Origin of the sequence: Brevibacterium pityocampae (assembly GCF_039541555.1) — a bacterium.
GTDB classification, from domain to species: domain Bacteria; phylum Actinomycetota; class Actinomycetes; order Actinomycetales; family Brevibacteriaceae; genus Brevibacterium; species Brevibacterium pityocampae.
This window is the reverse complement of sequence record NZ_BAABGL010000015.1, coordinates 15,061-35,524: the sequence shown is the minus strand read 5'-3', so window position 1 is coordinate 35,524 and position 20,464 is coordinate 15,061. Positions and strand designations below refer to the sequence as shown.

Sequence of the window (20,464 nt, the reverse complement as noted above, 5' to 3'; positions counted from 1 at the left end):
TGGTCAGTGAGAGTGCGCCTCGACGCCCGCGCTGGTGTCGAGATCGAGCTTCTCCACCCGTGGGCGATCGCGGAAGACGAAGGTGCGGTAGGCCCAGAACCGGAACACCATTGCCAGCCCGATGCCCACGATGTTCGTCGAGATGTTGTAGCTGATGGGGTCGCGCAGCCCGAGGACGTACCAGGTGAGGCCCAGCGGTGCGATGACGATGACCATGCCGAGCGCGTTGACGACGAGGAACGACCACAGGCCGGTCGTCGACGAACCCGTGCTCCGCTTGCCATAGGTCCAGAATTTGTTGCCGATCCAGGCGACGCCGACGGACACAACCGTGGAGACGATCTTCGCCTTGAGCGGCCCGTCGTGGAGCACGGCGGGGAATCCGAGGAAGCCGTAGACCAGGAGGTTCGAGAGCCCCACGTCGACGAGATAGGCAGCACCGCCGACTGCGAGGAACTGGAGGATCTCGGTGAGCAGGCGACGCCATCGGCCGAAGCGTGCGGCATTGCGTCCAGCCGTGTCCGCCAAGTCCTCAGCGGCGCTCCGGGCCTCTTCATCCTGCATAGGTCTCCACGGTACCGCGTCCGGACGCGCCGGGACCGACCGGCCGACCCGTGTCATCCCATCTCGGTCGCTGGCATCGGTGTGATCTAGCCGACGTTCGCCCCCGAATGCGTCGTTCCGTGTCATTCCGGTCCTCGCCTCCCCCACGTGCGGCGCATCATGGACGACGGTCCCCGCCTCGCGGCGCCTGCCCCCACCGGGCCGACACGGACGCGGCACACGGACCACCCCGACACCTGACCCAGGAGAACCCCGTGATCGAACTGCGCAGCCTGCGCAAGGAGTTCGCCGGCGTCGTGGCACTCGAGGACATCGACCTGTCCGTGCCCGCCGGCGAGATCCACGGCATCGTCGGCCGCTCCGGCGCCGGCAAGTCGACCCTCATCCGCTGCCTCACCGGGCTGGAGAGGCCGAGCGCCGGAACCGTCGCGATCGACGGCGTGGAGATCAGCGGCCGCCGCGGCGAAGAGCTGCGCCGGGCCCGCCGGAGCATCGGCATGGTGTTCCAGCACGCCAACCTCCTCGACTCGCGCACCGCGCTGGGCAACGTCGAGCACCCGCTCGAGATCGCCGGGGTCGGCAAGCGGGAGCGCCGCGAGCGCGCCCGGGAGCTCCTCGAGCTCGTCGGGCTCTCCGACCGGGCCGGCAACCACCCCTCCCAGCTGTCCGGCGGCCAGCAGCAGCGCGTCGGGATCGCCCGGGCGCTCGCCGCGGACCCCAAGATCCTGCTGTGCGACGAGCCCACCTCCGCCCTCGACTCCGGCACCACCCGGCAGATCCTCGGCCTCATCCGCTCGCTGCGCGAGCGCCTGGGCATCACCGTGCTCATCATCACCCACGAGATGTCGGTGGTGCGCGAGGTGTGCGATTCGGTGACCCTGCTGGAGAACGGCCGGATCGCCCGCACCGGCACCCTGCTCGAGGTCATCCGGGACACCGATTCCCCACTCGGCCGCGAGCTCCTCCCCCTGCCGCCCCGGCAGCCCGGCGAGGGCACCGTGATCGAGGTGCTGCTGACGGACGTGCCGCTGCGCGCGCTGCTCGAGATCGTCGACCGCCACGCTGTGGATGCGCGTGTGGACTCCGGGGCGATCGAGACCATCACCGGCTCCCAGGTGGGCCGGCTCCAGTTCACCGTGGACGACCCCGGCGCCGCCCAGGCGCTCGTCGCGGACCTCGCCACGGCAGGCATCCACGCGGAGGTAACACGATGAACGCACCGACCTGGTTCGACAACCCCGCGATCACCGTCGAGCTCCTCCCCTCGCTCGGGGAGACGATCGCGATGACCGCATGGTCGACCGCGATCGCGATCCTGCTGGGCCTGCCGCTGGGGATCTGGCTGTTCGTCACCACCCGGGATTCCCTGGCCCCCAACGTCGTCGTGCACCAGGTGCTCGGCGCGATCGTCAACATCGGGCGCTCGATTCCGTTCATCATCCTCATCATCGCGCTCATCCCGTTCACCCGGTTCGTCGTGGGCACCGCGCTCGGCTGGCAGGCGGCGGTCGTCGCGCTCACCATCAGCGCGATCCCGTTCTACGCCCGGCTCGTCGAGATCGCCCTCCACGAGGTGGCGAGCGGCAAGGTCGAGGCCGCCCAGATGATGGGGGCGTCACGCGGGCAGATCATCCGCCAGGTGCTCGTCCCCGAGGCGCTGCCGGCGCTCATCAGCGGCGCCACGGTGACCGCGGTCGCGCTCGTCAACTACACGGCGATGGCCGGTGCGGTGGGCGGCGGCGGCCTGGGTGACCTCGCAATCTCCTACGGCTACAACCGCTACCAGGCCGACGTCATGCTTGCCTGCGTGGTGCTCCTCGTCGCATTCGTCGGGATCATCCAGCTCGTCGGCGACCGCCTCGCCCGCCTCGTCGACCACCGCTGAGGCGCACCGTCCTCCCGCTCCACCGTCCTCATCCACCCCGTCCTCATCCAAGGAGACCCATGAAGCTCACATACGCAGCACTCGCCGCGACCACCGTCCTCGCCCTCACAGGCTGCGGCCTCACCGGCGGCGGCGCCGACGAGGTCGGCACCGAGTCGAACGGCGTCACAACGCTGACCATCGGCACCTCGGTCACCCCGCACGGCGACATCTGGCGCTACATCGACGAGAACCTCGCCGCCGACGCCGGCCTCGACCTCGAGATCAAGGAGTTCACCGACTACTCGCTTCCCAACCGGGCGCTCGTCGACGGCGAGCTCGACGCGAACTACTTCCAGCACCTGCCTTTCCTCGACTCCGAGCGGGAGAACCAGGGCTACGAGCTCTACAACTTCGAGCAGGGCCTCCACATCGAGCCGTTCGCGCTCTACTCGGAGAAGCACACCGACGTCGCGGAGCTGCCCGACGGCGCGACGATCGGCATCAACAACGACCCGGCGAACCAGGGGCGTGCGCTCAAGCTGCTCGCCGACAACGGGTTGATCGAGCTGGCCGACGGCGTCGACCCGATCACCGCGACGATCCACGACGTCGCGGAGAACCCGAAGAACCTCGAGTTCGTCGAGGCCGAGGCCGCGCAGCTCGCCCGCACTCTGGCCGACACCGATGCCTCGGTGATCAACGGCAACAACGCGCTCAACGCCGGCCTGTCCTCGAAGGAGGACGGCCTGCTCGTCGAGTCGCCCGAGGGCAACCCGTACCAGAACGTGCTGGTGGTGCGCGCCGGGGACGAGGAGAACGAGGCGATCCAAAAGCTCAACGAGATCGCCCACGACGACTCGGTGCGGTCCTTCATCGAGGAGACCTGGCCCAAGGGCGAGGTCATCCCCGCGTTCTGATCGACCCGCTGTGATCGACCCCGCGGCCCTGCTCGCGGGCCGAGCGGATCACTCCTCGCCGGCGGCGGGGGCCTCGGCCCCGGCAACCGACGCGTCGGACAGCGCGGCATCGGACGGCGGGGCATCGGCCGACACCGGGTCGGACGCGGATTCTGCAGACGCCGCTTCCTCCGGGACCGCGTCCTCGGGCACCGCCTCGACGGCCGGCGGCACCGCGCCGAACACCGCGTCGGCGACCCGTGCGGCGGCCCGGCCGTCGTCGTGGGGTGCGAAGCGCCGCGCGAACTCCGCCGCGCGCTCCGCCGACTCCCCGCCCCCGGTCGCGAGCTCCGCGCCGATCCGACGCAGGGCGGCGTAGAGCTCGTCCTCGGTCCGCACCACCGGGCCGGGCACCTCGGCCTCGTAGTCGAGGTAGAAGCCGCGCAGGTCGTCGCGGTAGCGCTCGAGGTCGTAGGCGTAGAACACCATCGGCCGGCGCAGGATCGAGTAGTCGAAGAACACCGAGGAGTAGTCGGTGACGAGGACGTCTGCGGCGAGGAACAGCTCCTGGATGTCGGGGTACGACGACACGTCGAGCACCGCCTCGGCGGCGTCCTCCGGGATCTCCGCCGCATGCCGGACGACGACGTGCATCCGCAGGAGCAGCGTGAAGTCCGCGCCGAGCTCCGCGGCGAACCGGACCGGGTCGAGCTCGAGGGCGAAGTCGAAGCGGTTCCCGCCGACGTTCGCGTCGTCCCGGAAGGTCGGCGCGTAGAGCACGACGGTCCGGTCCTCCGGGATGCCCAGGCGCTCGCGCACCGAGGCCCGGATCGCGTCCCGGTCGGGTGCGCGGAGCACGTCGTTGCGCGGATAGCCGAGCTCGAGCACCTCCGCCCGGTGCCGGAACGCGGAGGCGAACGCGGCGCTCGCGTACGGGCTCGGGGACACGAGGTGCGTCCACTGGGCGGTCGCCCGACTCACCCGTGACAGGTAGTCCTCGTCGCGGCCGACGACCGCATCGAGGTCGTGCTGCATGCGCTTGAGCGGGGTGCCGTGCCAGGTCTGCAGGTAGACGCCGTTCCTCCGGCGGGTGATGTAGAACGGGAAGTTCTGGTTGTTCACCCAGTAGCGGGCGCGGGCGAGGTGCCAGAAGTACGCCGGGGACAGGCGCTCGACGACGGTCGTGTGCGCATCGGTGACCGGGATCGGGCCGCGGTGGATCCACACCTTCCGGCGGGTGTCGCCGCGCCGCACGAGCTCCTCGTAGATCGCGCGCGGGCTGTCCGCGTACTGGCGGCCGACCCCGCTCTCGAACACGATGAGCTCGTCGTCGACGGGCAGCTGCTGGGCCAGCCGGAACATCCGCCGCATGAGCGGGAAGTACGCGCGGCTCCGCCTGATCCGGCGCCAGCCGGCCTGCACGGCCTCATGGCGGAGGAGGTCGCGAGGGGTCCGCGTCCGGGTGGCTGCACGCACCGCCTCGACGATCCGCTCCGAGCTGCCGCGGTCCCGGTGGGCGACGAGCGCGTCGGCGCGGGCGATGTACTCCGGGTCGGTCACCCCGCCGGAGGCGTAGTGGCGCTCGATCTCCTCGAGCACCGCGGCCTCGTCGAAGCGGACCGGGCCCGGGAGCTCGGTCTCGAGGTCGAAGTGCGAGCGGGTGCCGCGGAAGAACCGCTCGCGGTCGAACTGGTAGTAGACGAGCGTGCGGTGGAGGAAGCTGAAATCGAGGCCGGCGCTCGAGTAGTCGGTGATCATCATCCCGCTCTCGCGCAGCAGGTCCTGGACCCGCACCTCGCCCTGGACGAACACCCGCACCGGCAGGTCCGCGAACTCCCCGATGAACTGCCGCATGTTCGGGTGCAGGCCGAACACGATGTCGAGCCCGTAGCGCTCCTTGAGCTCGGCGAGCCGGGGCGAGGACAGGAGGGAGCGCCACGCTGCGGTGAACTCCGAGGTGCTCACGGCCTCGGGCGTGGTGAGCCAGTCGCGCCAGGTCGGGAGGATGAGCACCTGCTGCGGGCGGACCGGCCGCGAGTCGTCGAACAGGGTGTCGAAGCGCGACAGCCCGGTCACCGCGATGTCGTCCGGCGCGTACCCGAAGTCCTCGACGAGCATACGCTTCTCCCGCTCCGAGCTCGCGATGAAGAGGTCGGTGTCGAAGCCCGGGGCGGAGCGCCCGTAGGTCGGGGTCATCCATTTCATCCCCATGACCCCGTGCTGGAGGAACACCCGCACCGCGCTGATCCGACGGACGAAGTCGGGGCGCCGGCTCGGGTAGAGGTAGTCGGGGTGGTGGGAGCCGATGATCCTCTCGGCGGCGAGCGTGAGCCGGACGTGCTCGGCGGAGCGGTGGTCGACGATCCGGTCCTCGTAGCCGGCGAGGTTGGCGCGCTCGGGCGAGCGCGGGTCGATGACGTAGCGGACGTCGATCTCCGGGTGGGTGTCGGCGACGTGCCGGAAGAAGGCGAGCCCGGTGTCCTGCGCGCGGAACGGCATCTCCCCGACGAGCCAGACCGGGCGCCGCTCGCCCGCCTCCGGGCGGCGCTCGGACCGGGCGGAGGCCGGGGCCGAGGTGCGCGCACCCCGCTCGTCCGATGTCGCCGTGGCAGGTGAGGGTGCCGGGGCGGGGTGCGGCAGTGCTCGCCGGAGGCGTCCCTCGGGCCGGCGGAGCGCTGCGAACGCCTGGCGGTCGAACACCTCGACGGCGAAGGACAGGTTGCGGGCCTTGACGGTGAAGTACGGCACGATCGACACGCGGCGGGGTCCGATCCACGCCTCGCCCGGTCGCGCGCGCAGGCGCACGAGGTACCGGTTGCGGCCCACCCGGGAGCGGTGGATCTCGGCGGCCCCGGCGACCTCGGACTCGAGCCAGGCGTCGAAGGTGTCGTCGACGAGCTCGGGGTCGTCGAACAGTGTGTCGAGCGGTGCCTGCGCCGTGACGGCCCAGCGGCGCAGGCCGAACGCCGCGCGCGCCCCAGCGAGGTCGGGAGTGAGGACCGCGGGGACGCGCAGGCGGGTACCGGTCACGCGCCCGTTGAGCACGAGCACCGCGCGCTCGAGCTCCGAGTGGCGGCTGTAGATCCGGCCGTCGAGCCGGAAACGGCGCCCGCCCACGGAGATCCGGTCGATGTGGACGCGCGCATAGGGAACGACCTCGCGATCGATCGCGACGACGAGGTTCCCGCGGCGGCTGACATAGGGGTGGAGGCGGTGGCCGGCCTCCTCGACCGGGCGCAGCCGGCCGAGCTCGGTGGAGGCGAAGCGGCCCACCGGCACCCGGCCGGTGACCTCCTCGGCGGGCTCGAGGTCCTCACGCTCGGCGCTGCGCTCCAGAGCTGCGCGCGGCACCCGCTCGTTGCGACCGCGGATCCCGACGAACAGTCGCGCGGAGTGGTTCCCGTGCTCCGCCTGCTCCTCCGCGGTGCGGAACGCGATCCCTGACTCGGCGAGCGCGCCGAGCCGGGCGGTCCCCCGGTGCTCCCCGTCCGCCCCTGCGACGACCTCGCCGGCGGACACCCAGTGCTCCTCGTCGACGAGGAACCACAGGCCGCTCGCCGCGACTCCCGGTTCCAGCCGGAGCGCGAGTTCGAGCTCGCCGCCCGTCTGCGACACCGTGAGCCGCTGCTTGAGCCGGACCGGCGGTGGTTGACGGCGGATGCGGCGGAGGACGGCTGCGGTGCGGCTCATGGTGTGCGGAGGGATCCTTGTCGACGACGGGTGCGGTCAGTGGTGCGGGCGGTGCGGGCTGTACGGGCGGCGGCGCAGTGCGTCCGGTCGCGGCGAGGTGCGGTGTCGGCTCAGCCGCCGGTCTGGTGCTCGGGCCGGCCGGCACCGGCGAACACTGTGCGGTGGCTCGCGGAGATGTGGCCGACGTCGAGTGCGCGCCGGCCCCGGGCGGCCAGCTCACGGGCGAGCACGGTGGCGCTCGGCCCGAGGGCGAGGAGGAAGATGTCGGCATCGGACGCCTCGGCGGCCTCGATGAGGGAGGGCAGGGCATCGAAGGCGTCGGTGGCCGGGGCGTCGATCCGTTCGACGGACGCGGCGCTGTCGAACAGTTCGGGGATGACGTCGAACCGGGCTCCGATGCCGGTGATGACCGCGACGGAGGAGTCGCGCCACACCTCGCGCCACATCTCCACCCCGGCCTGCCCGTGGGTGCGGAAGAAGTTCGGGCGGGTGATGTGGGCGTTGCCGTAGGTCGTCGCCGGGTCGAGCAGCGCGCGGACGTCCGGCCACAGCTCCGCCCACACCCCCGACCAGTGGGCGTCGCGGAACAGGTGCGGCAGTGCGATGAGGAGATCGCCGTCCTCGGGCTGCGGGACGAGGGTGCGGCGGAGCGCGGCCTGGAGCCGGCCGCTGTTCGTCTGGAAGCCGAGGTTGAACTCCGAACGGGTCATGAGGCGCAGCTCGCCGTCGCCGAACCGCGCCATGCTCGCCTTCCTCTCGGCCAGCCGGCGCAGCGTCTCCGGTGCCGTGAGCTGGATGTCGGCGAGGACGCCGGCGACCTCATGGAGCACCGGGGCGGTCGTCGCGATCCGCAGCGACTCGAGGTTGCGCCGGTGCCCGCGCAGCTCCCCCTTGATATCGGTGAGCAGCTCGATGATCCGCTTCTCGCCCGGGGTCGGGGCGTCGGCATCGGCGACACCCGCGCCGGCCGGGTCGCTTGCCCCGGATCCCGCGAGGGTGCGCGGAGCCGCACCGAGGGCCTCGGCTTCGGCCTCGGAGCCGAGCAGCACGCGGAGCGCACGCTTGAACCGCGTGGTCGCAGTCATGGTGGGTCCTTCCTCGTCAGACGATCGGCGGACGGCCGTGCATGGCCATTCTCATCACGCCCATGCCGGTGAGCTTGGTGCGCGCTTCGCCCTCGGCCCAGGGGTCGTCCTTCCAGCCGTCCCGCCAGCCCTCGAACCACGGGCGCAGCCGATCGGGCTTGCCGGACCAGGCGAGCGTCTGCATCACCGTCCAGGAGCCCACGTACGCCAGGCCGATCGGCCATGGGAGGTTACGGCGGGCCAGCCACACCCGGTTCCGGGCGTTCATGTAGAAGTACTCGTCGTGGCGGCGCTGATCGATGACGGGGTGGGCGACGGAGACGTCCCCCATGTACCAGACCTGGTAGCCGGCGTCCCAGATCCGCCAGGCGAGTTCGATGCCCTCGTGCGCGTACCAGAAGGGGGCCGGCCAGCCGCCGGCCTTGTCGAAGGCGGCACGCTGCAGGCACACCGCGCCCTCCCACACGGAGAACACGTTGGAGGAGTGCGCGGCGGAGCGCTTGTAGAGGCGCGGGATCCAGCGGCGCGGCGCGGTGGCGGCATCCGGGTCGAGGACGCGGGGCTGGATCAGGCCGATCCCCGGCTTCGTCCGCATGAGCTGGGCCATCTTCATCAACGTCGTGTCGTCGGACAGCCAGGCGTCGTCGTCGAGGAAGAAGATGAACTCACCGGACACGTGCGGCACGCCCTCGTTGCGCCCGGCGGGAATCCCGATGTTCTCCGGCAGCTCGAGGGTCTTGACGCCGTCGGGCAGCCCGGTGGGCTTCCAGCCGTTGCCCACGCACACGACGTCGAGCTCGACGCCGCGCTGGGCGAGCACGGAGTCGACGGCACGGCACAGCTCGCCGCGGCGCTTGCCCTGGGTGAGGATGACGACCCCGAAGCGGTACTTCCGCGAACGCGGGGGCCGCAGCACCGGGGTGCGGCGCGGGGTCGCGCCCGGGGCCTCGTGGGTTCCGCGCACCGCGCGCTCGCGCGCCCGCCGCGCACGGGCGATGTCGTGCTGGCGCGAGGTGCGCGAGCCCCCGAGGTCGTCCGGGGACAGCGGATAGGCGCTATCAGGACTCATGCGCGCAGCCTCCTCGAGGCCATGATCGCCACGAAGTGGCCGATCACCGACAGCAGACACAGCGGCACGAGCAGGAGCACGAGCCACCGCTCGCCGAGCAGGCCGGGGTCGCCGACGACGGGTACGGGCCCGGTGACACCCACGACCGCGGCGCCGGCGGTGACGAGGGCGGCCACGACGGCGAGCATCGAGAGCTCGACGGAGTGGTAGATCCGGTGGAACGGGACGAACCGCACCGCGCGCCGGGCCGCACCGAGGACTCCCCCGTCCACGGCGGTGGCCTGCGCGGTGTCGGCGAGGCGGCCGAAGTCGGCGAAGGCGCGGGACACGTGCACCATGTCGTTGAGCGCCTTGTTGAAGAGGACGAGGGAGGCGAGCAGGGCGCCGGCGAGCAGGTACGGGTAGGCGGTGCCGGGATCGGTGCGCAGCAGGCCGAGCTCTCCGACGGCGCGGACGCCGAGCGCGAGCGCGACGAGACCCTCGGTGGTGTAATGACCGACCTTGTCGAGGAAGACCCCGGATGCGCCCGAGGTGCCGCGCCAGCGGGCCACCTCGCCGTCGCAGCAGTCGAGGTAGAGCTGCACCTGGGAGAACACGAGGGCGAGCACCGCACCCCAGAGCCCCGGGATGAGCAGGGAGGCGGCGATGCACCAGCCGGCGAGGATCATGAGCGCGGTGACGCCGTTGGCGGAGATCCGGGTCCGCACGAGGAGTGCGGTGCAGTAGATCGAGATGTGGCGCAGGTACAGCTGAGCGGTCCAGTGCTCGGCGTTCTTCCGGCTGCGGACCTCGGGGGGCTGGGCGACGGCGCGGAGCTGTTCGAGCGTGGGACGGGCAGGGCGGGGTGCGGCTGTGCTGCGCTCCTGCTGCATGGTCATCGCGTCCCCCTCTCCCGTCCGTTGTACTGCCGCCATCGATCAGCGCGGCTGGCTCGCGAGGTCGTTCTTGATCCGTGTCGTGGAGATCTCCGGGGTGCGCGGCAGGTACACGACCTCGCAGCGGCCCTTGAGGAAGTCGAACTCGCCCGTCCAGTCGTCGCCCATGACGAAGGTGTCGATGTGGAATCGGTCGACGTCGGCCTCCTTCTGGTCCCAGGTCTCCTCCGGGATCACGAGGTCGACGTAGCGGATGGCCTCGAGCATGTTCTTGCGGTCGGTGTAGGAGAAGAAGGACTCCTTGCCCTTGCCGGCGTTGAATTCGTCGGTCGACAGCGCGACGACGAGGTAGTCGCCCTGCTCCTTGCAGCGCTGGAGCAGCCGGATGTGGCCGTAGTGGAGCAGGTCGAAGGTGCCGTAGGTGATGACCCGGCGCATACGTGCCTCCGCGGTGGTGGTGTTCCACTGGCTCCGCACCGGCATCATCGGCCGGTCGAGGGAGCTCAGACGTTCATGGATAGGTCGCAGTATAGTCCCTGTTTCGTCATCGTGCGTTCACCTGGGCGGCAGGGGCCTCCCCTGGGCCGCCGGGAGAGGCCGAACACCGTCCGATCCGCGGGGCCGGGCGGTCACCCCTCAAGAGTCTGCGAGCTGCGCGTCCCGCAGGCGGAGGAGCTCGAGGCTGCGGTCCTCGAAGCGCGCCTGCTGGGCACCGGGGCTCGTGTCGCCCAGGTAGTGGCGACCGGCGGCGAGGCGCTCCTCCCGGCCGGTGCCCCCGGTGAGCTCAACGGACAGCGCCGCCACTACCTCGGCGGCGGCACCGGGCATGTTCGGCCGCACGGCGGGGACCCGGTCGAACAGCCCGCCGGCGAGCACCTCGGCCCCGGGATGGACGGGGCGGAGCATGACGAGCGGCTTGCCCGTCGCGAGCCAGTCGAAGGCGACCGAGGACATCTCCGCGATGCACGCGTCCGCGGCGTCGAACTGCCAGCCCACGTTCGGGGAGTCGTCGACACGCGAGCCTGGGGCGGCGGAGACGAGCGCGGAGACCCGCTCGTGCGCTCGGGCGAACCGCGGATCGATCCGGCCGATGCGCGGGTGCGGCCGGTAGAGCACCCGCATCCCGGCCGCGTGCAGCGCTTCCACGAGCGCCTCCCCCGACTCCGGGAGTGTGCCGTAGGCCATCGCCGGGGAATCACCCTCCCAGGTGGGGGCGAGGAACACGAGCGGGCGGGGATCGGCGGCTGGGTGATCGCCTCCGCCCAAGATGCAGGCGAGCACGTCTTCCGGCGTCGCGCGCGGGGCGTCGAGCTGGGGACGGCCGACGTCGACGAGGCGCTCGGCGGGCAGCTCGATGAGCGTGCCGAGCAGCCGGGCCCGCGCCGCGGGCCCGGCGGTGAACACGCGATCGTAGGCCTTGAGCTGGTTGGAGATCATCGAGATCTTCTCGCTCTCCCCGTGGCTCAGATGGACGTGGGCCGGCCGCGGGTACCGCAGGGCCTGGAAGTTCTGGGTCGCCTGGTTGGCGTAGTAGACCACCCGCAGACCCGGCGCGGACATGAAGGCGTCGAGCCCGGAGGAGTGCCTGGAGTAGCGCACTGGCAGGTCCGTGCGCTCGGTGAGGCGCTGGGCATGGGGGGCCGAGCGGGTGAGGATCCCGAAGGGCTCGGCGATCCCGGTCTCCTCCCGCAGCCTTTCGGCGAGGCGCTCGAAGGGCCACAGCCACTGCTCGAGCTGGTAGAGCGAGCCGTCGTCCCCGGCGTGGTGGGCGGCTGCGATGAAGGTATCCGCGGGCTGCGGGCGGTAGGCGGCGGGGAGCCGGGCCGCAGCGGTGCGCTCGGCGAGGAGGCGGGAGCCGGCGCGGGCTGCGGATCGAGCGACCCGGGCCGCCAGGCGCAGACGCGAAGAGGGGGACGGCTCGGGGCGATTCATGCGGTCCATTATGCCGTGGCCCGGGAACCGGGCCGACCCGGCGCGGGAGGTGCAACCCCGACCTGCCCAGGGTTCGACGATCACCATCCGTGACCACCCCGTGTTTTCCTGGGAGACGACTGCGGAAACGTCGATCCGCGGCGGGTTCGTCAGCCGTGGCTTCGGTGCAACCGCATCAACCGTTGTCATCCTCACCATCGGAGTCGCCATCGCCGGGGTTCTGCTCGCCATCACCAGTGCCCTGGCCGCGGTCCTCGGAATCCTCACCACCTGAACCGTCACCATCGGGATCCCCGCCGTCGGAATCACCGTCGGATTCGCCGTCCTCGTCCGCGCCGCCACCCAGGTCGAAGGTGACCGGGTTGTCGAACCACGGATCTTCGGAGTCGTAGAACATCGGCGACGACCCCAGCATGATCCAGATTGCGGCCCGACGAGGAGCACGATGATCCCGCCTACGGCCACGGCTCCCTAGGCCACCAGGCACCCCGGTGGATTCCGTCTCTGTGCGTTCATGTCGTCATCGTCATCGGTCGGGACACCCGGGCAGTGTCAGAACAATCCGGTGATCCGCCCGTCGCCGTCCACATCGATCTTCAGCGCCGCCGGATTGCGTGGAAGCCCCGGCATCGTCATGATCTCACCACAGATGACGACGACGAATCCCGCGCCTGCGGACAGCCGGACATCGCGCACCGTGAGCGTGTGGCCGGTCGGCGCGCCCAGCTGCGCGGCATCCGTCGAGAACGAGTACTGCGTCTTCGCGATGCACACCGGCAGCCCGCCGAAACCCTCCTCGGTGAACATGTCGAGCTTCTTCCGCACGGCGGCGAGGATCTCGATGCCCAATGCCCCGTAGGTCCGCACCGCGATCGCCTCGATCTTGTCCTCCAGGGACTCGTCGAGGTCGTAGCAGTACTGCGGCGTGGGAGCATTCGGTGCGGGAGCAATCGACGTGGGTGCATTCGATTCGGATTCAGTGGCTCCCGCGGCACCGGCAGAGGCACCCGTGCTGGCACCGGCGGCAGCACCCCCGGCCGCAGCGCCACCGGTTACCGCAGCGCCACCCTCCACCGCGCCGACGACAGCCCGCGCCAGGTCGACCGCGCCCGCGCCGCCATCGGCCCAGTGCGTCGCCGGCACCGCCGCGATCCCCTCGGCGGCGAGCAGCTCGACGAGGCGGTCCACCTCGGCGTCGGTATCCGAGGGAAACCGATTGATGCTCACCACCGTGGCCACGCCGAACACCTCGCTCAGGTTCGACAGGTGCCGCCGGAGGTTCGGCAGCCCCGCCTCGAGCGCCTCGAGGTTCTCCAGCTCGAGGTCGGCCCGCGGCACCCCGCCGTGATACTTCAGCGCGCGCACCGTCGCGACGACCACCGCCGCATCCGGCCACGAGTCCATGGCCCGCATGGTGATATCGAGGAACTTCTCCGCACCCAGGTCGGCGCCGAATCCCGCCTCTGTCACGGCCCACTGGCCGAACCGGCGAGCGGCGGCCGTGGCGAGCACACTGTTGCAGCCGTGGGCGATGTTCGCGAACGGCCCGCCATGGATGAACGCCGGCGTATGCTCGATCGTCTGCACGAGATTCGGTCGCAGTGCATTGCGCAGCAGCGCAGTCATCGCTCCGGCCGCGCCGAGGTCGTCGACGGTCACAGCCTTCTTCGAACGGGTGCGCGCGACGACGATCCGGCCCAGGCGCTCCTTGAGGTCCTCGAGCGAGGTCGCCAGGCAGAAGATCGCCATGACCTCGCTCGCGACGACGATGTCGAAGGCGTCCTCGCGCGGGATCCCACCGTTGTAGCCGCCGAGCCCGATCGCGATCTGCCGCAGGGCACGGTCGTTGAGATCGACGACGCGCCGGATCGTGATGCGCCGCGGGTCGATGTCGAGCTCGTTGCCGAAGTGCATGTGGTTGTCCAGCATCGTGCACGCGAGGTTGTTCGCGAGCGCGATCGCGGCGAAGTCCCCGGTGAAGTGGAGATTGATGTCCTCCATCGGCAGCACCTGAGCCCAGCCGCCGCCGGCTGCTCCGCCCTTCATCCCGAACACCGGGCCGAGGCTCGGCTCACGCAGCGCGAGCACCGCCGGCGCCTTGCCCTCGACCGCCGGCCAGTTCTCCTCGCGCGCAAGGTGTCCGAACGCATCGGCAAGCCCGATGCTCGTCGTCGTCTTGCCCTCACCGGCAGGCGTCGGGCTCATCGCGGTGACGAGGACGAGCCTGCCGGGAGCGGCGACCGCCTCGGCCCCGGTCGCGAGCACGCCCAGCGGCAGCTTCGCCGCGTGGTGACCATGGGGCACGATGTCCTCATAGCTCAGCCCGATCGACGCGGCGATCTCACCGATCGGCTTGAGCTCGGCGCGGGACGCGATCTCGATATCAGTCGACATGAGCCCAGTATGCCCGGACCACCCCATCGAACACAGATGAGCGATGCGCTCGTTTCGCAGAGTGCTTCCCGGCCAGCCCGGCCACAGCGCTCAGGCGACGGGCACAGTCTCGGACGCCTCCCCTCCACCCGGCTCGACCGCGGGCACCGACGGCGGCACGGCACGTCTCAGCTCACGCGGGGCGCCTCGGACGGAGCGCGGTTCAGGCCCAGCCGAATCGGTCCTGGTAGACGTGGTCGCACACGCTGGCCTCCGGCTCCCAGGGCTCGGGCGCAGGCAGCGGCTCTCCCGATTCGGTGTCGACGAGCCAGCAGTCGCCGGCGCGGATCCGCACCCGTTGCTCCTCCTGGTCGTAGTCGAAGACGGAGATCTTCGCGCCCAGCGTGAACACGTGGGCGTGCACGTGGGCGGCGACCGACATCGCCGAGGATCCCAGGCCGTGGATGAAGATTGCGCGCCCAGCCCGGCGCAGCTCGCCCTGCTCGAGGTAGAACTTCTCCCACGCCACCGGGTCGATCTCGCGGAGGTCGTCGATGTCGGGCACGTGGTAGCTCGGGGTGAGGAGCTGGTGGTGGAGCACCTCCTGGTCGGCGAAGTGCGCGTAAGGGTAGATGTTCTCGCCGAGGATCGGCTCGCTCGGATCGGTGAGACCGGCGTCACGCGCCTTGCGGATCATCTTCCCCATCGCGCAGGGCCGCCGCTCGGGGAAGATCGCCTTCTCCTCGAGCACGTCGTGCTGGTACTGCGCCTGCACCTCGGGCCGGCGCACGCTCGTCGCCTCGAGCGTGATCTGCGGGGTGAGGGTTCGTGAGGTGTCCACAGTGAGCGAGTATACGAGCGGCGATGACCGGCAGGAGTCGCCGGGGTGAACGGCGCGCAAGCCTGCCCGAGGCCGAACGGCACCGCCGCTGCCCGGACTCTTCCCCGGATTCCGGACCGGCACCGGCGTCACTCTGGCCCTGCGCCCCGACCACGGCTGAGGCCCGGCACCCTTTCCGCGGTGCCGTCGCCTCGGTAGGCTCGCACATGGCACGCATGCGCTCGCGCACCCGTGAGCACCCACCCTCACCAGCAGGAGGAACACATGGAATTCCGGTATCTCGGCAACAGCGGTCTCAAGATCTCGGAGATCACCTACGGTAACTGGCTCACCCACGGCTCCCAGGTGGAGAACGACATCGCCACGCAGTGCGTGCACGCCGCGCTCGACGCCGGCATCACCACCTTCGACACCGCCGACGTCTACGCCAACACCCGTGCCGAGCAGGTGCTCGGCGACGCGCTCGCCGGGCAGCGGCGCGAGTCCCTGGAGATCTTCACCAAGGTCTACTGGCCCACCGGGCCCCGCGGCCACAACGACTCCGGCCTGTCGCGCAAGCACATCCTCGAGTCGATCAACGGTTCGCTCAGGCGGCTGGGCACCGACTACGTCGACCTCTACCAGGCGCACCGCTTCGACTACGAGACCCCGCTCGAGGAGACCATGCAGGCCTTCGCCGACGTGGTCCGGCAGGGCAAGGCCCTCTACATCGGGGTGAGCGAATGGACGGCGGAGCAGATCCGCGCCGGGCATGCGCTCGCGGAGGACCTCGGCGTGCAGCTGATCTCCTCGCAGCCGCAGTACAACATGCTGTGGCGCGTCATCGAGGCCGAGGTCATCCCCGCGTGCGAGGAGCTCGGCATCTCCCAGATCGTGTGGTCGCCGATCGCGCAGGGCGTGCTCACCGGCAAGTACGCTCCCGGCGGGGAGCTGCCCGCCGGATCGCGAGCGACCGACGAGAAGGGCGGTGGTGCCCAGAGCATCAAGCGCTATCTCACCGACGAGGTGCTCGCCGGGGTCGAACAGCTCAAGCCGATCGCCGCGGATCTGGGGCTGTCCATGGCGCAGCTCGCCGTGGCGTGGGTGCTCGCGAACGACAACGTCGCCTCTGCGCTCGTCGGTGCGTCGAAGCCGGAGCAGGTGGCCGACAACGTCGGCGCCGCCGGGGTGAAGCTCGAGCCCGAGGTCCTGTCCCGCATCGACGCGGTCGTCGGGAACCTCGCAGTCACCGATCCGGCGAAGACCGTCTCCCCCGACACCCGCCCGAGCTGACCCGACGGCCCACTACTCACCACTCAATTTCCTGCGGTTTCTGTGAACGAAACCGCAGGAAATTACGGTTTCAGGGGGTGCGTGAGCTGGCGTGTTGGTGGTGATTCAGAGATGGCGGGTATGCAGTGCTGGGCTGATGGAAGCTCAGCGAGCCAAGTCTGGCAGTCAGTCCGCCCGAAGTGCTGACACTTGTGCCCAGCCGGTCCGACTCGCCGACCCCAGGACTCGGGCGGAGCAGCGCGCTGATTCCAGGACCTACTCAGCTCGTCGAGGTGTCACTCATGCTCGGTCGGCTCTTCGAGCTGCCATGTGCGCACGATTTCTGCCTGGGAGTTCGAGCCCGAGCGGCAGGTCGGCGGGATCGGCAGGTCGATGCGGCCCGTGTGTCGGAACCGGCACAGGTTCGCCACGTTCGAAAGCGCGCCGAGGGGTTGACTGGTCCCAGCACCCGCCGCCACACCGAGGAGACCCCGTGCAGCACTATCGGCACTCCCCCACATCGCGCGACATCCCTCGCGACCTCTACGGCATTCCCGTCATCCCCGGCTCCACCTCGGTGCCGACTCCTGCCGCTGCCGGCAGGCGCCCCTCGCGGAAGATCCGCACCTTCCTGCTCGTGGCCGTGCTCGGCGGCCTCGGGCTCGGGGTGCCGGTCGCGGCATCGGCATTCGGGATGCTCTGATTCGCCCAGCGTCGGCCTGACCACCAGCTCCTACGCCCGCGTAGACTTGATCCATGTCTGACACCCCCGACTCGACCGCGAGCGCATCCGCGAAGCCCACCTCTGCATCCGCCTCGTCCGGATCGGCGAAGTCGGGTTCCGCCTCGTCCTCATCGGCGACGACCTCGCAGGCGAAGTCGACCCAGAAGGACACATCGACCTCGACATCGAAGAAGACCGGCGCGAAGAAGGCCGGAACGAAGAAGGCCGGCGCGAAGAAGACCGCTACCGCCAAGTCCAGCCCGAAGGCAGGTGCGAAGTCGACGAGCGCGAAGCCGAAGTCGTCAGCGAAGAAGTCGGTGAAGAAGCCGAAGTCCTCGGCGAAGTCGACCGCCGAGTCGACCGCGCAGTCGACCCCCTCCACACCGTCAGCGACGTCGTCGCAGACGAAGTCCGGCCCGCCCTCGCAGACACCTGCGAAGTCAAAGTCGCCGACGAGATCGAAGTCCCCGGCCACCGCGGCACCGGTCGCAGCCGAGAAGCCGAGCTCGTCGACATCGGCATCCGCATCGGCGCCGGCGACGAGCACGGGACGGGGCTCCGCCGCGCCCGTCATCGACAGCTCCTTCGTCGCGGAGTTCGCGCCGCGCTACGAGATCACTGGGATCGAGCAGCGCGTCCTGGAGAAGGACGGGCCGAAGGCCCGCAAGAAGGGCCGGATGAAGCGCAAGGGCTTCCTCCGCGTGGGTCAGTGGAAGGGCCTCGCCGTGCTCAACCGCCTCGAGCACCACGCGAAGCACGACATCCGGTTCATCACCTCGGTCGCGCTCGACGACGACACCCCGGACAAGTTCCGCATCGACATCCTCCGTAGCCTCGACGGCGTCGGTGTGCCGCTCGCCAGCTCGCTCCTGTCCGCGGTGTACCCCGAGCGCTTCACAATCATGGACGCCCGAGCCGTGGGAGCACTCCACGCCGCCGGTCACCTCGACTCGGACAACCCGGCCCGGATCGACTACCTCGACTACATCTCCACGCTCATGACCCTCGCCGATGCCTGCGGCTGCTCACCCGTCGAGCTCTACCGCGCCCTCTACGCCTGGTCCGATGCCCAGTAACCCGGCGTCGAATCCCGCGGTGCCTGCACCGATCGCGCGCGCAGCCGTTTTCGCAGGTGCGGGATCACGTGGTCGCGGGTGAGAGAAGCGAACTGCCGCGCGGAGGTGTCCGCCGGCAGCGCGTCCCAGGGGAACCAGCCGGCCTCCTCGATCTCCTCGAGCACCTGCGGGTCCTCGACGTCGAGCCCGTCCGGGATCCCGTCGTGGAGGAACACCGTGCCGGTGACGGAGAACCCCGCTTCGTTCGCCGCCTGCGCCGTCCACGTCCCGAGCTCCTCGAGATCGACCGGGTCGAGCGCGGGCCCGAGCTCCTCAGCGATCTCCCGCACGATCGCCTGCACTGCGGTCTCTCCCGGCTCCGGCTTGCCGCCGGGCAGCATGAAGGACGTCGTCCCGGACTTCCGCACCATGAGCAGGCGCTGCCCGTCCGGGTGCACGACGACGAGCGCGGACACGCCGATGTTCACTCCGGCCACCGCCCTGACACCCCTCGTCGGTGCGAACCGAGCAGGTGCGTGTCGACGATCCCGACCGCCTCGAACAGCGCGTACATGGTCGTCGGACCGACGAACGCGAAGCCGCGCTTCTTCAGCGCCTTCGACAACGCCGTCGACTCCGCGCTCACCGTGGGCACCTCCGCCAAGGTCCGCGGCTGCGGCGTCGTCCCCGGCGCGAATGACTCGATGAACGCCACGAGACCGCCTCCGTCACGGAGTGCGATCGTGGCGCGGGCATTCCGGATGCAGGCCTCGATCTTGCCGCGGTGCCGGATGATTCCCGGGTCCTCGAGCAGCCGCGCGACGTCCCCGCTCCCGAACTCGGCGACCGCGTCGACGTCGAAGCCGGCGAACACCTCGCGGAACCGCGGGCGCTTGCGGAGGATCGTCAGCCACGACAGCCCCGCCTGGAACCCCTCGAGGCTCAGCCGTTCGAACATCCCCGCCTCCGAGGTGACCGGCAGCCCCCACTCGGTGTCGTAGTAGTCGAGCAGCAGCGGGTGCCCGTACGCCCACGGCGTCCGCGCCTTCCCGTCCTCGCCGACAACCGGCCCGCCGGGTTCATCGGCAACCTGCCGGCTCACCGACCCCGGGGCAGGTTCTCCTGCGGAGGCCGGCAGCTCGGTCGGTGCCGCACCGGGGCTGCCGGCCGGCCCTGTCGCAGCCGGCTCTGTCGCAGCCGGCTCTGCCGTCTCGTCGGTCTGACGGGGTTCCTGCGGTGCGCTCATGGATGCGAGTCTACGGGCGCGGTCCGATGGTGGAGGCCGGCCCTCTCACACGCCGCCCCACGGCAGGAGGGCGAGGCCGAGCACGATGAACACGAGACCCACGACCGTGTCGATCAGGGTCTGCGCCCGCTCGTAGGCGCGGATGACGAGCGGCCGGCCGGTGGCGAAGGCGAGCGCGGCGAAGAACACGAGCGCGATCCCCGCCATCGCCAGGCCCACCGCCACGGACTCCCCCGCCTCGATCCCGGCGGGCAGGATGCCGGCGAACAGCGCCCCGAAGAACACGACGGCCTTCGGGTTGCCCACGGTGTTCGTGAGGAAGCCGAGGCGCACATCGGCCCAGCCCGACCGCGCCGGAGTCGAGGTGGATGCGGGGGCGGGTGCCGGAGCCGGGGTTGTTCCCGGGGCCGAGGCGGGTGCGGGGGCGGTTCCCGGAGCCGAGGCAGGCACCTGAGTCGAAGTGGGCACCTGAGCCGAGGCAGCCACCTGAGTCGACGTGGGCACCTGAGCCGACGTCGACCCGGTTGTCGACTCGGATGCCGAGCCCGGGCCCGACGAGCCGGTGCTCGCACTCCCGGCTCGATCCCGCGCACGATCCGCCTCGGGGTCCCCCACGTGACCGCTCTTCTGTTTCCGCGCTCGCACGAGCGCGATGAGGATGTACCCGCCGTAGAGCACGAGGAACACCGCACCCGCCCAGCGCACCGCGAGGAACACCGTCGGGTGCGAGGAGATCAGTGCGACGATCCCGATGAGCGCGGCGGCGATCCACACCGCGATCCCGGCCACCACACCTGCTGCCACGCGGAGTCCGCGCGCGGTGCCGCCGGCCATCGAGCCGCGCAGCACCGCGACGAAGTCCGGCCCGGGCGAGGCGACCGCCACCGCCCAGGTGCCGAGCAGCACGGCCCACGCCCCCGCGGTCATCGGGAGGCTCCAGCGGTCCAGGCCGGCGAGTCAGCGGTTCGGGTCACGGCATCACGGTAGTGCATGTCC

General features: G+C 70.6%; 19 protein-coding genes. 6 read left to right on the top strand and 13 right to left on the bottom strand.

The window, feature by feature from the left end; translation table 11 throughout:
* Positions 1-3 precede the first annotated feature (3 nt).
* A complete protein-coding gene (locus ABD883_RS10020; RefSeq protein ID WP_137318989.1) occupies positions 4-564 on the bottom strand; it encodes a GtrA family protein in 561 nt (186 codons plus the stop codon).
* Positions 565-818: 254 nt separating this feature from the next.
* Here ABD883_RS10020 and ABD883_RS10015 point away from each other — a divergent pair, with 254 nt between their 5' ends.
* The 3 genes from ABD883_RS10015 to ABD883_RS10005 are packed head-to-tail and all read left to right on the top strand — an operon-like array spanning position 819 to position 3,348.
* Entirely contained in the window at positions 819-1,778 is a 960-nt protein-coding gene (locus tag ABD883_RS10015; RefSeq protein WP_345031794.1) for a methionine ABC transporter ATP-binding protein, read from the top strand.
* Complete coding sequence (locus ABD883_RS10010) at positions 1,775-2,449, top strand: methionine ABC transporter permease (RefSeq protein ID WP_247423196.1); 675 nt, start codon at positions 1,775-1,777, stop codon at positions 2,447-2,449. Before ABD883_RS10015 ends, ABD883_RS10010 begins: the two co-directional genes overlap by 4 nt.
* Before the next feature lie 59 nt (positions 2,450-2,508).
* Entirely contained in the window at positions 2,509-3,348 is an 840-nt protein-coding gene (locus ABD883_RS10005) for a MetQ/NlpA family ABC transporter substrate-binding protein (protein WP_345031791.1), read from the top strand.
* Between the two features lie 48 nt (positions 3,349-3,396).
* Here the strand turns inward: ABD883_RS10005 and ABD883_RS10000 are convergent, their stop codons facing one another.
* From ABD883_RS10000 to ABD883_RS09960, 9 genes are all read right to left on the bottom strand, one after another.
* Complete coding sequence (locus ABD883_RS10000; protein WP_345031789.1) at positions 3,397-7,017, bottom strand: CDP-glycerol glycerophosphotransferase family protein; 3,621 nt, start codon at positions 7,015-7,017, stop codon at positions 3,397-3,399.
* Between the two features lie 110 nt (positions 7,018-7,127).
* On the bottom strand, positions 7,128-8,102 hold the full coding sequence (locus ABD883_RS09995; RefSeq protein WP_345031787.1) for a GT-D fold domain-containing glycosyltransferase: 975 nt from the start codon (positions 8,100-8,102) through the stop codon (positions 7,128-7,130).
* Between the two features lie 16 nt (positions 8,103-8,118).
* A complete protein-coding gene (locus tag ABD883_RS09990) occupies positions 8,119-9,171 on the bottom strand; it encodes a glycosyltransferase family 2 protein (RefSeq protein ID WP_345031785.1) in 1,053 nt (350 codons plus the stop codon).
* Positions 9,168-10,043 (bottom strand): CDP-alcohol phosphatidyltransferase family protein, encoded by an 876-nt coding sequence (locus ABD883_RS09985; RefSeq protein ID WP_345032006.1) that lies wholly within the window; start codon positions 10,041-10,043, stop codon positions 9,168-9,170. The genes ABD883_RS09990 and ABD883_RS09985 overlap by 4 nt, the downstream gene beginning before the upstream one ends.
* A gap of 45 nt (positions 10,044-10,088) precedes the next feature.
* Positions 10,089-10,484 (bottom strand): glycerol-3-phosphate cytidylyltransferase, encoded by a 396-nt coding sequence (tagD, locus tag ABD883_RS09980; RefSeq protein WP_295688297.1) that lies wholly within the window; start codon positions 10,482-10,484, stop codon positions 10,089-10,091.
* A gap of 198 nt (positions 10,485-10,682) precedes the next feature.
* Positions 10,683-11,978, bottom strand: a complete 1,296-nt coding sequence (locus tag ABD883_RS09975; RefSeq protein ID WP_345031782.1) for a CDP-glycerol glycerophosphotransferase family protein — start codon at positions 11,976-11,978, stop codon at positions 10,683-10,685.
* A 175-nt stretch (positions 11,979-12,153) separates the two neighbouring features.
* The gene (locus tag ABD883_RS09970; RefSeq protein ID WP_247423210.1) at positions 12,154-12,393 is read right to left on the bottom strand and encodes a hypothetical protein; all 240 of its coding nucleotides are present in this window, start codon (positions 12,391-12,393) and stop codon (positions 12,154-12,156) included.
* A gap of 137 nt (positions 12,394-12,530) precedes the next feature.
* Positions 12,531-14,372 carry a formate--tetrahydrofolate ligase gene (locus ABD883_RS09965; RefSeq protein WP_345031780.1) on the bottom strand — a complete coding sequence of 614 codons (1,842 nt, stop codon included), beginning with the start codon at positions 14,370-14,372 and terminating at the stop codon, positions 12,531-12,533.
* Positions 14,373-14,574: 202 nt separating this feature from the next.
* The gene (locus ABD883_RS09960) at positions 14,575-15,192 is read right to left on the bottom strand and encodes an HIT family protein (RefSeq protein ID WP_247423214.1); all 618 of its coding nucleotides are present in this window, start codon (positions 15,190-15,192) and stop codon (positions 14,575-14,577) included.
* A gap of 264 nt (positions 15,193-15,456) precedes the next feature.
* On the opposite strand from ABD883_RS09960, the gene ABD883_RS09955 reads away from it, so the two are divergent.
* From ABD883_RS09955 to ABD883_RS09945, 3 genes are all read left to right on the top strand, one after another.
* Entirely contained in the window at positions 15,457-16,464 is a 1,008-nt protein-coding gene (locus tag ABD883_RS09955; protein WP_247423216.1) for an aldo/keto reductase family protein, read from the top strand.
* 472 nt (positions 16,465-16,936) lie between these two features.
* On the top strand, positions 16,937-17,146 hold the full coding sequence (locus ABD883_RS09950) for a hypothetical protein (protein WP_247423218.1): 210 nt from the start codon (positions 16,937-16,939) through the stop codon (positions 17,144-17,146).
* A 53-nt stretch (positions 17,147-17,199) separates the two neighbouring features.
* On the top strand, positions 17,200-18,243 hold the full coding sequence (locus ABD883_RS09945; RefSeq protein WP_345031777.1) for a hypothetical protein: 1,044 nt from the start codon (positions 17,200-17,202) through the stop codon (positions 18,241-18,243).
* Here the strand turns inward: ABD883_RS09945 and ABD883_RS09940 are convergent.
* The 3 genes from ABD883_RS09940 to ABD883_RS09930 form a co-directional block, all read right to left on the bottom strand.
* Positions 18,219-18,719 carry an NUDIX hydrolase gene (locus ABD883_RS09940; protein ID WP_345031775.1) on the bottom strand — a complete coding sequence of 167 codons (501 nt, stop codon included), beginning with the start codon at positions 18,717-18,719 and terminating at the stop codon, positions 18,219-18,221. The genes ABD883_RS09945 and ABD883_RS09940 overlap by 25 nt on opposite strands.
* Positions 18,707-19,324, bottom strand: a complete 618-nt coding sequence (locus tag ABD883_RS09935; RefSeq protein ID WP_345032003.1) for a DNA-3-methyladenine glycosylase I — start codon at positions 19,322-19,324, stop codon at positions 18,707-18,709. Before ABD883_RS09935 ends, ABD883_RS09940 begins: the two co-directional genes overlap by 13 nt.
* Positions 19,325-19,513: 189 nt before the next feature.
* Positions 19,514-20,395, bottom strand: a complete 882-nt coding sequence (locus ABD883_RS09930; RefSeq protein WP_345031773.1) for a LysE family translocator — start codon at positions 20,393-20,395, stop codon at positions 19,514-19,516.
* Positions 20,396-20,464 lie beyond the last annotated feature (69 nt).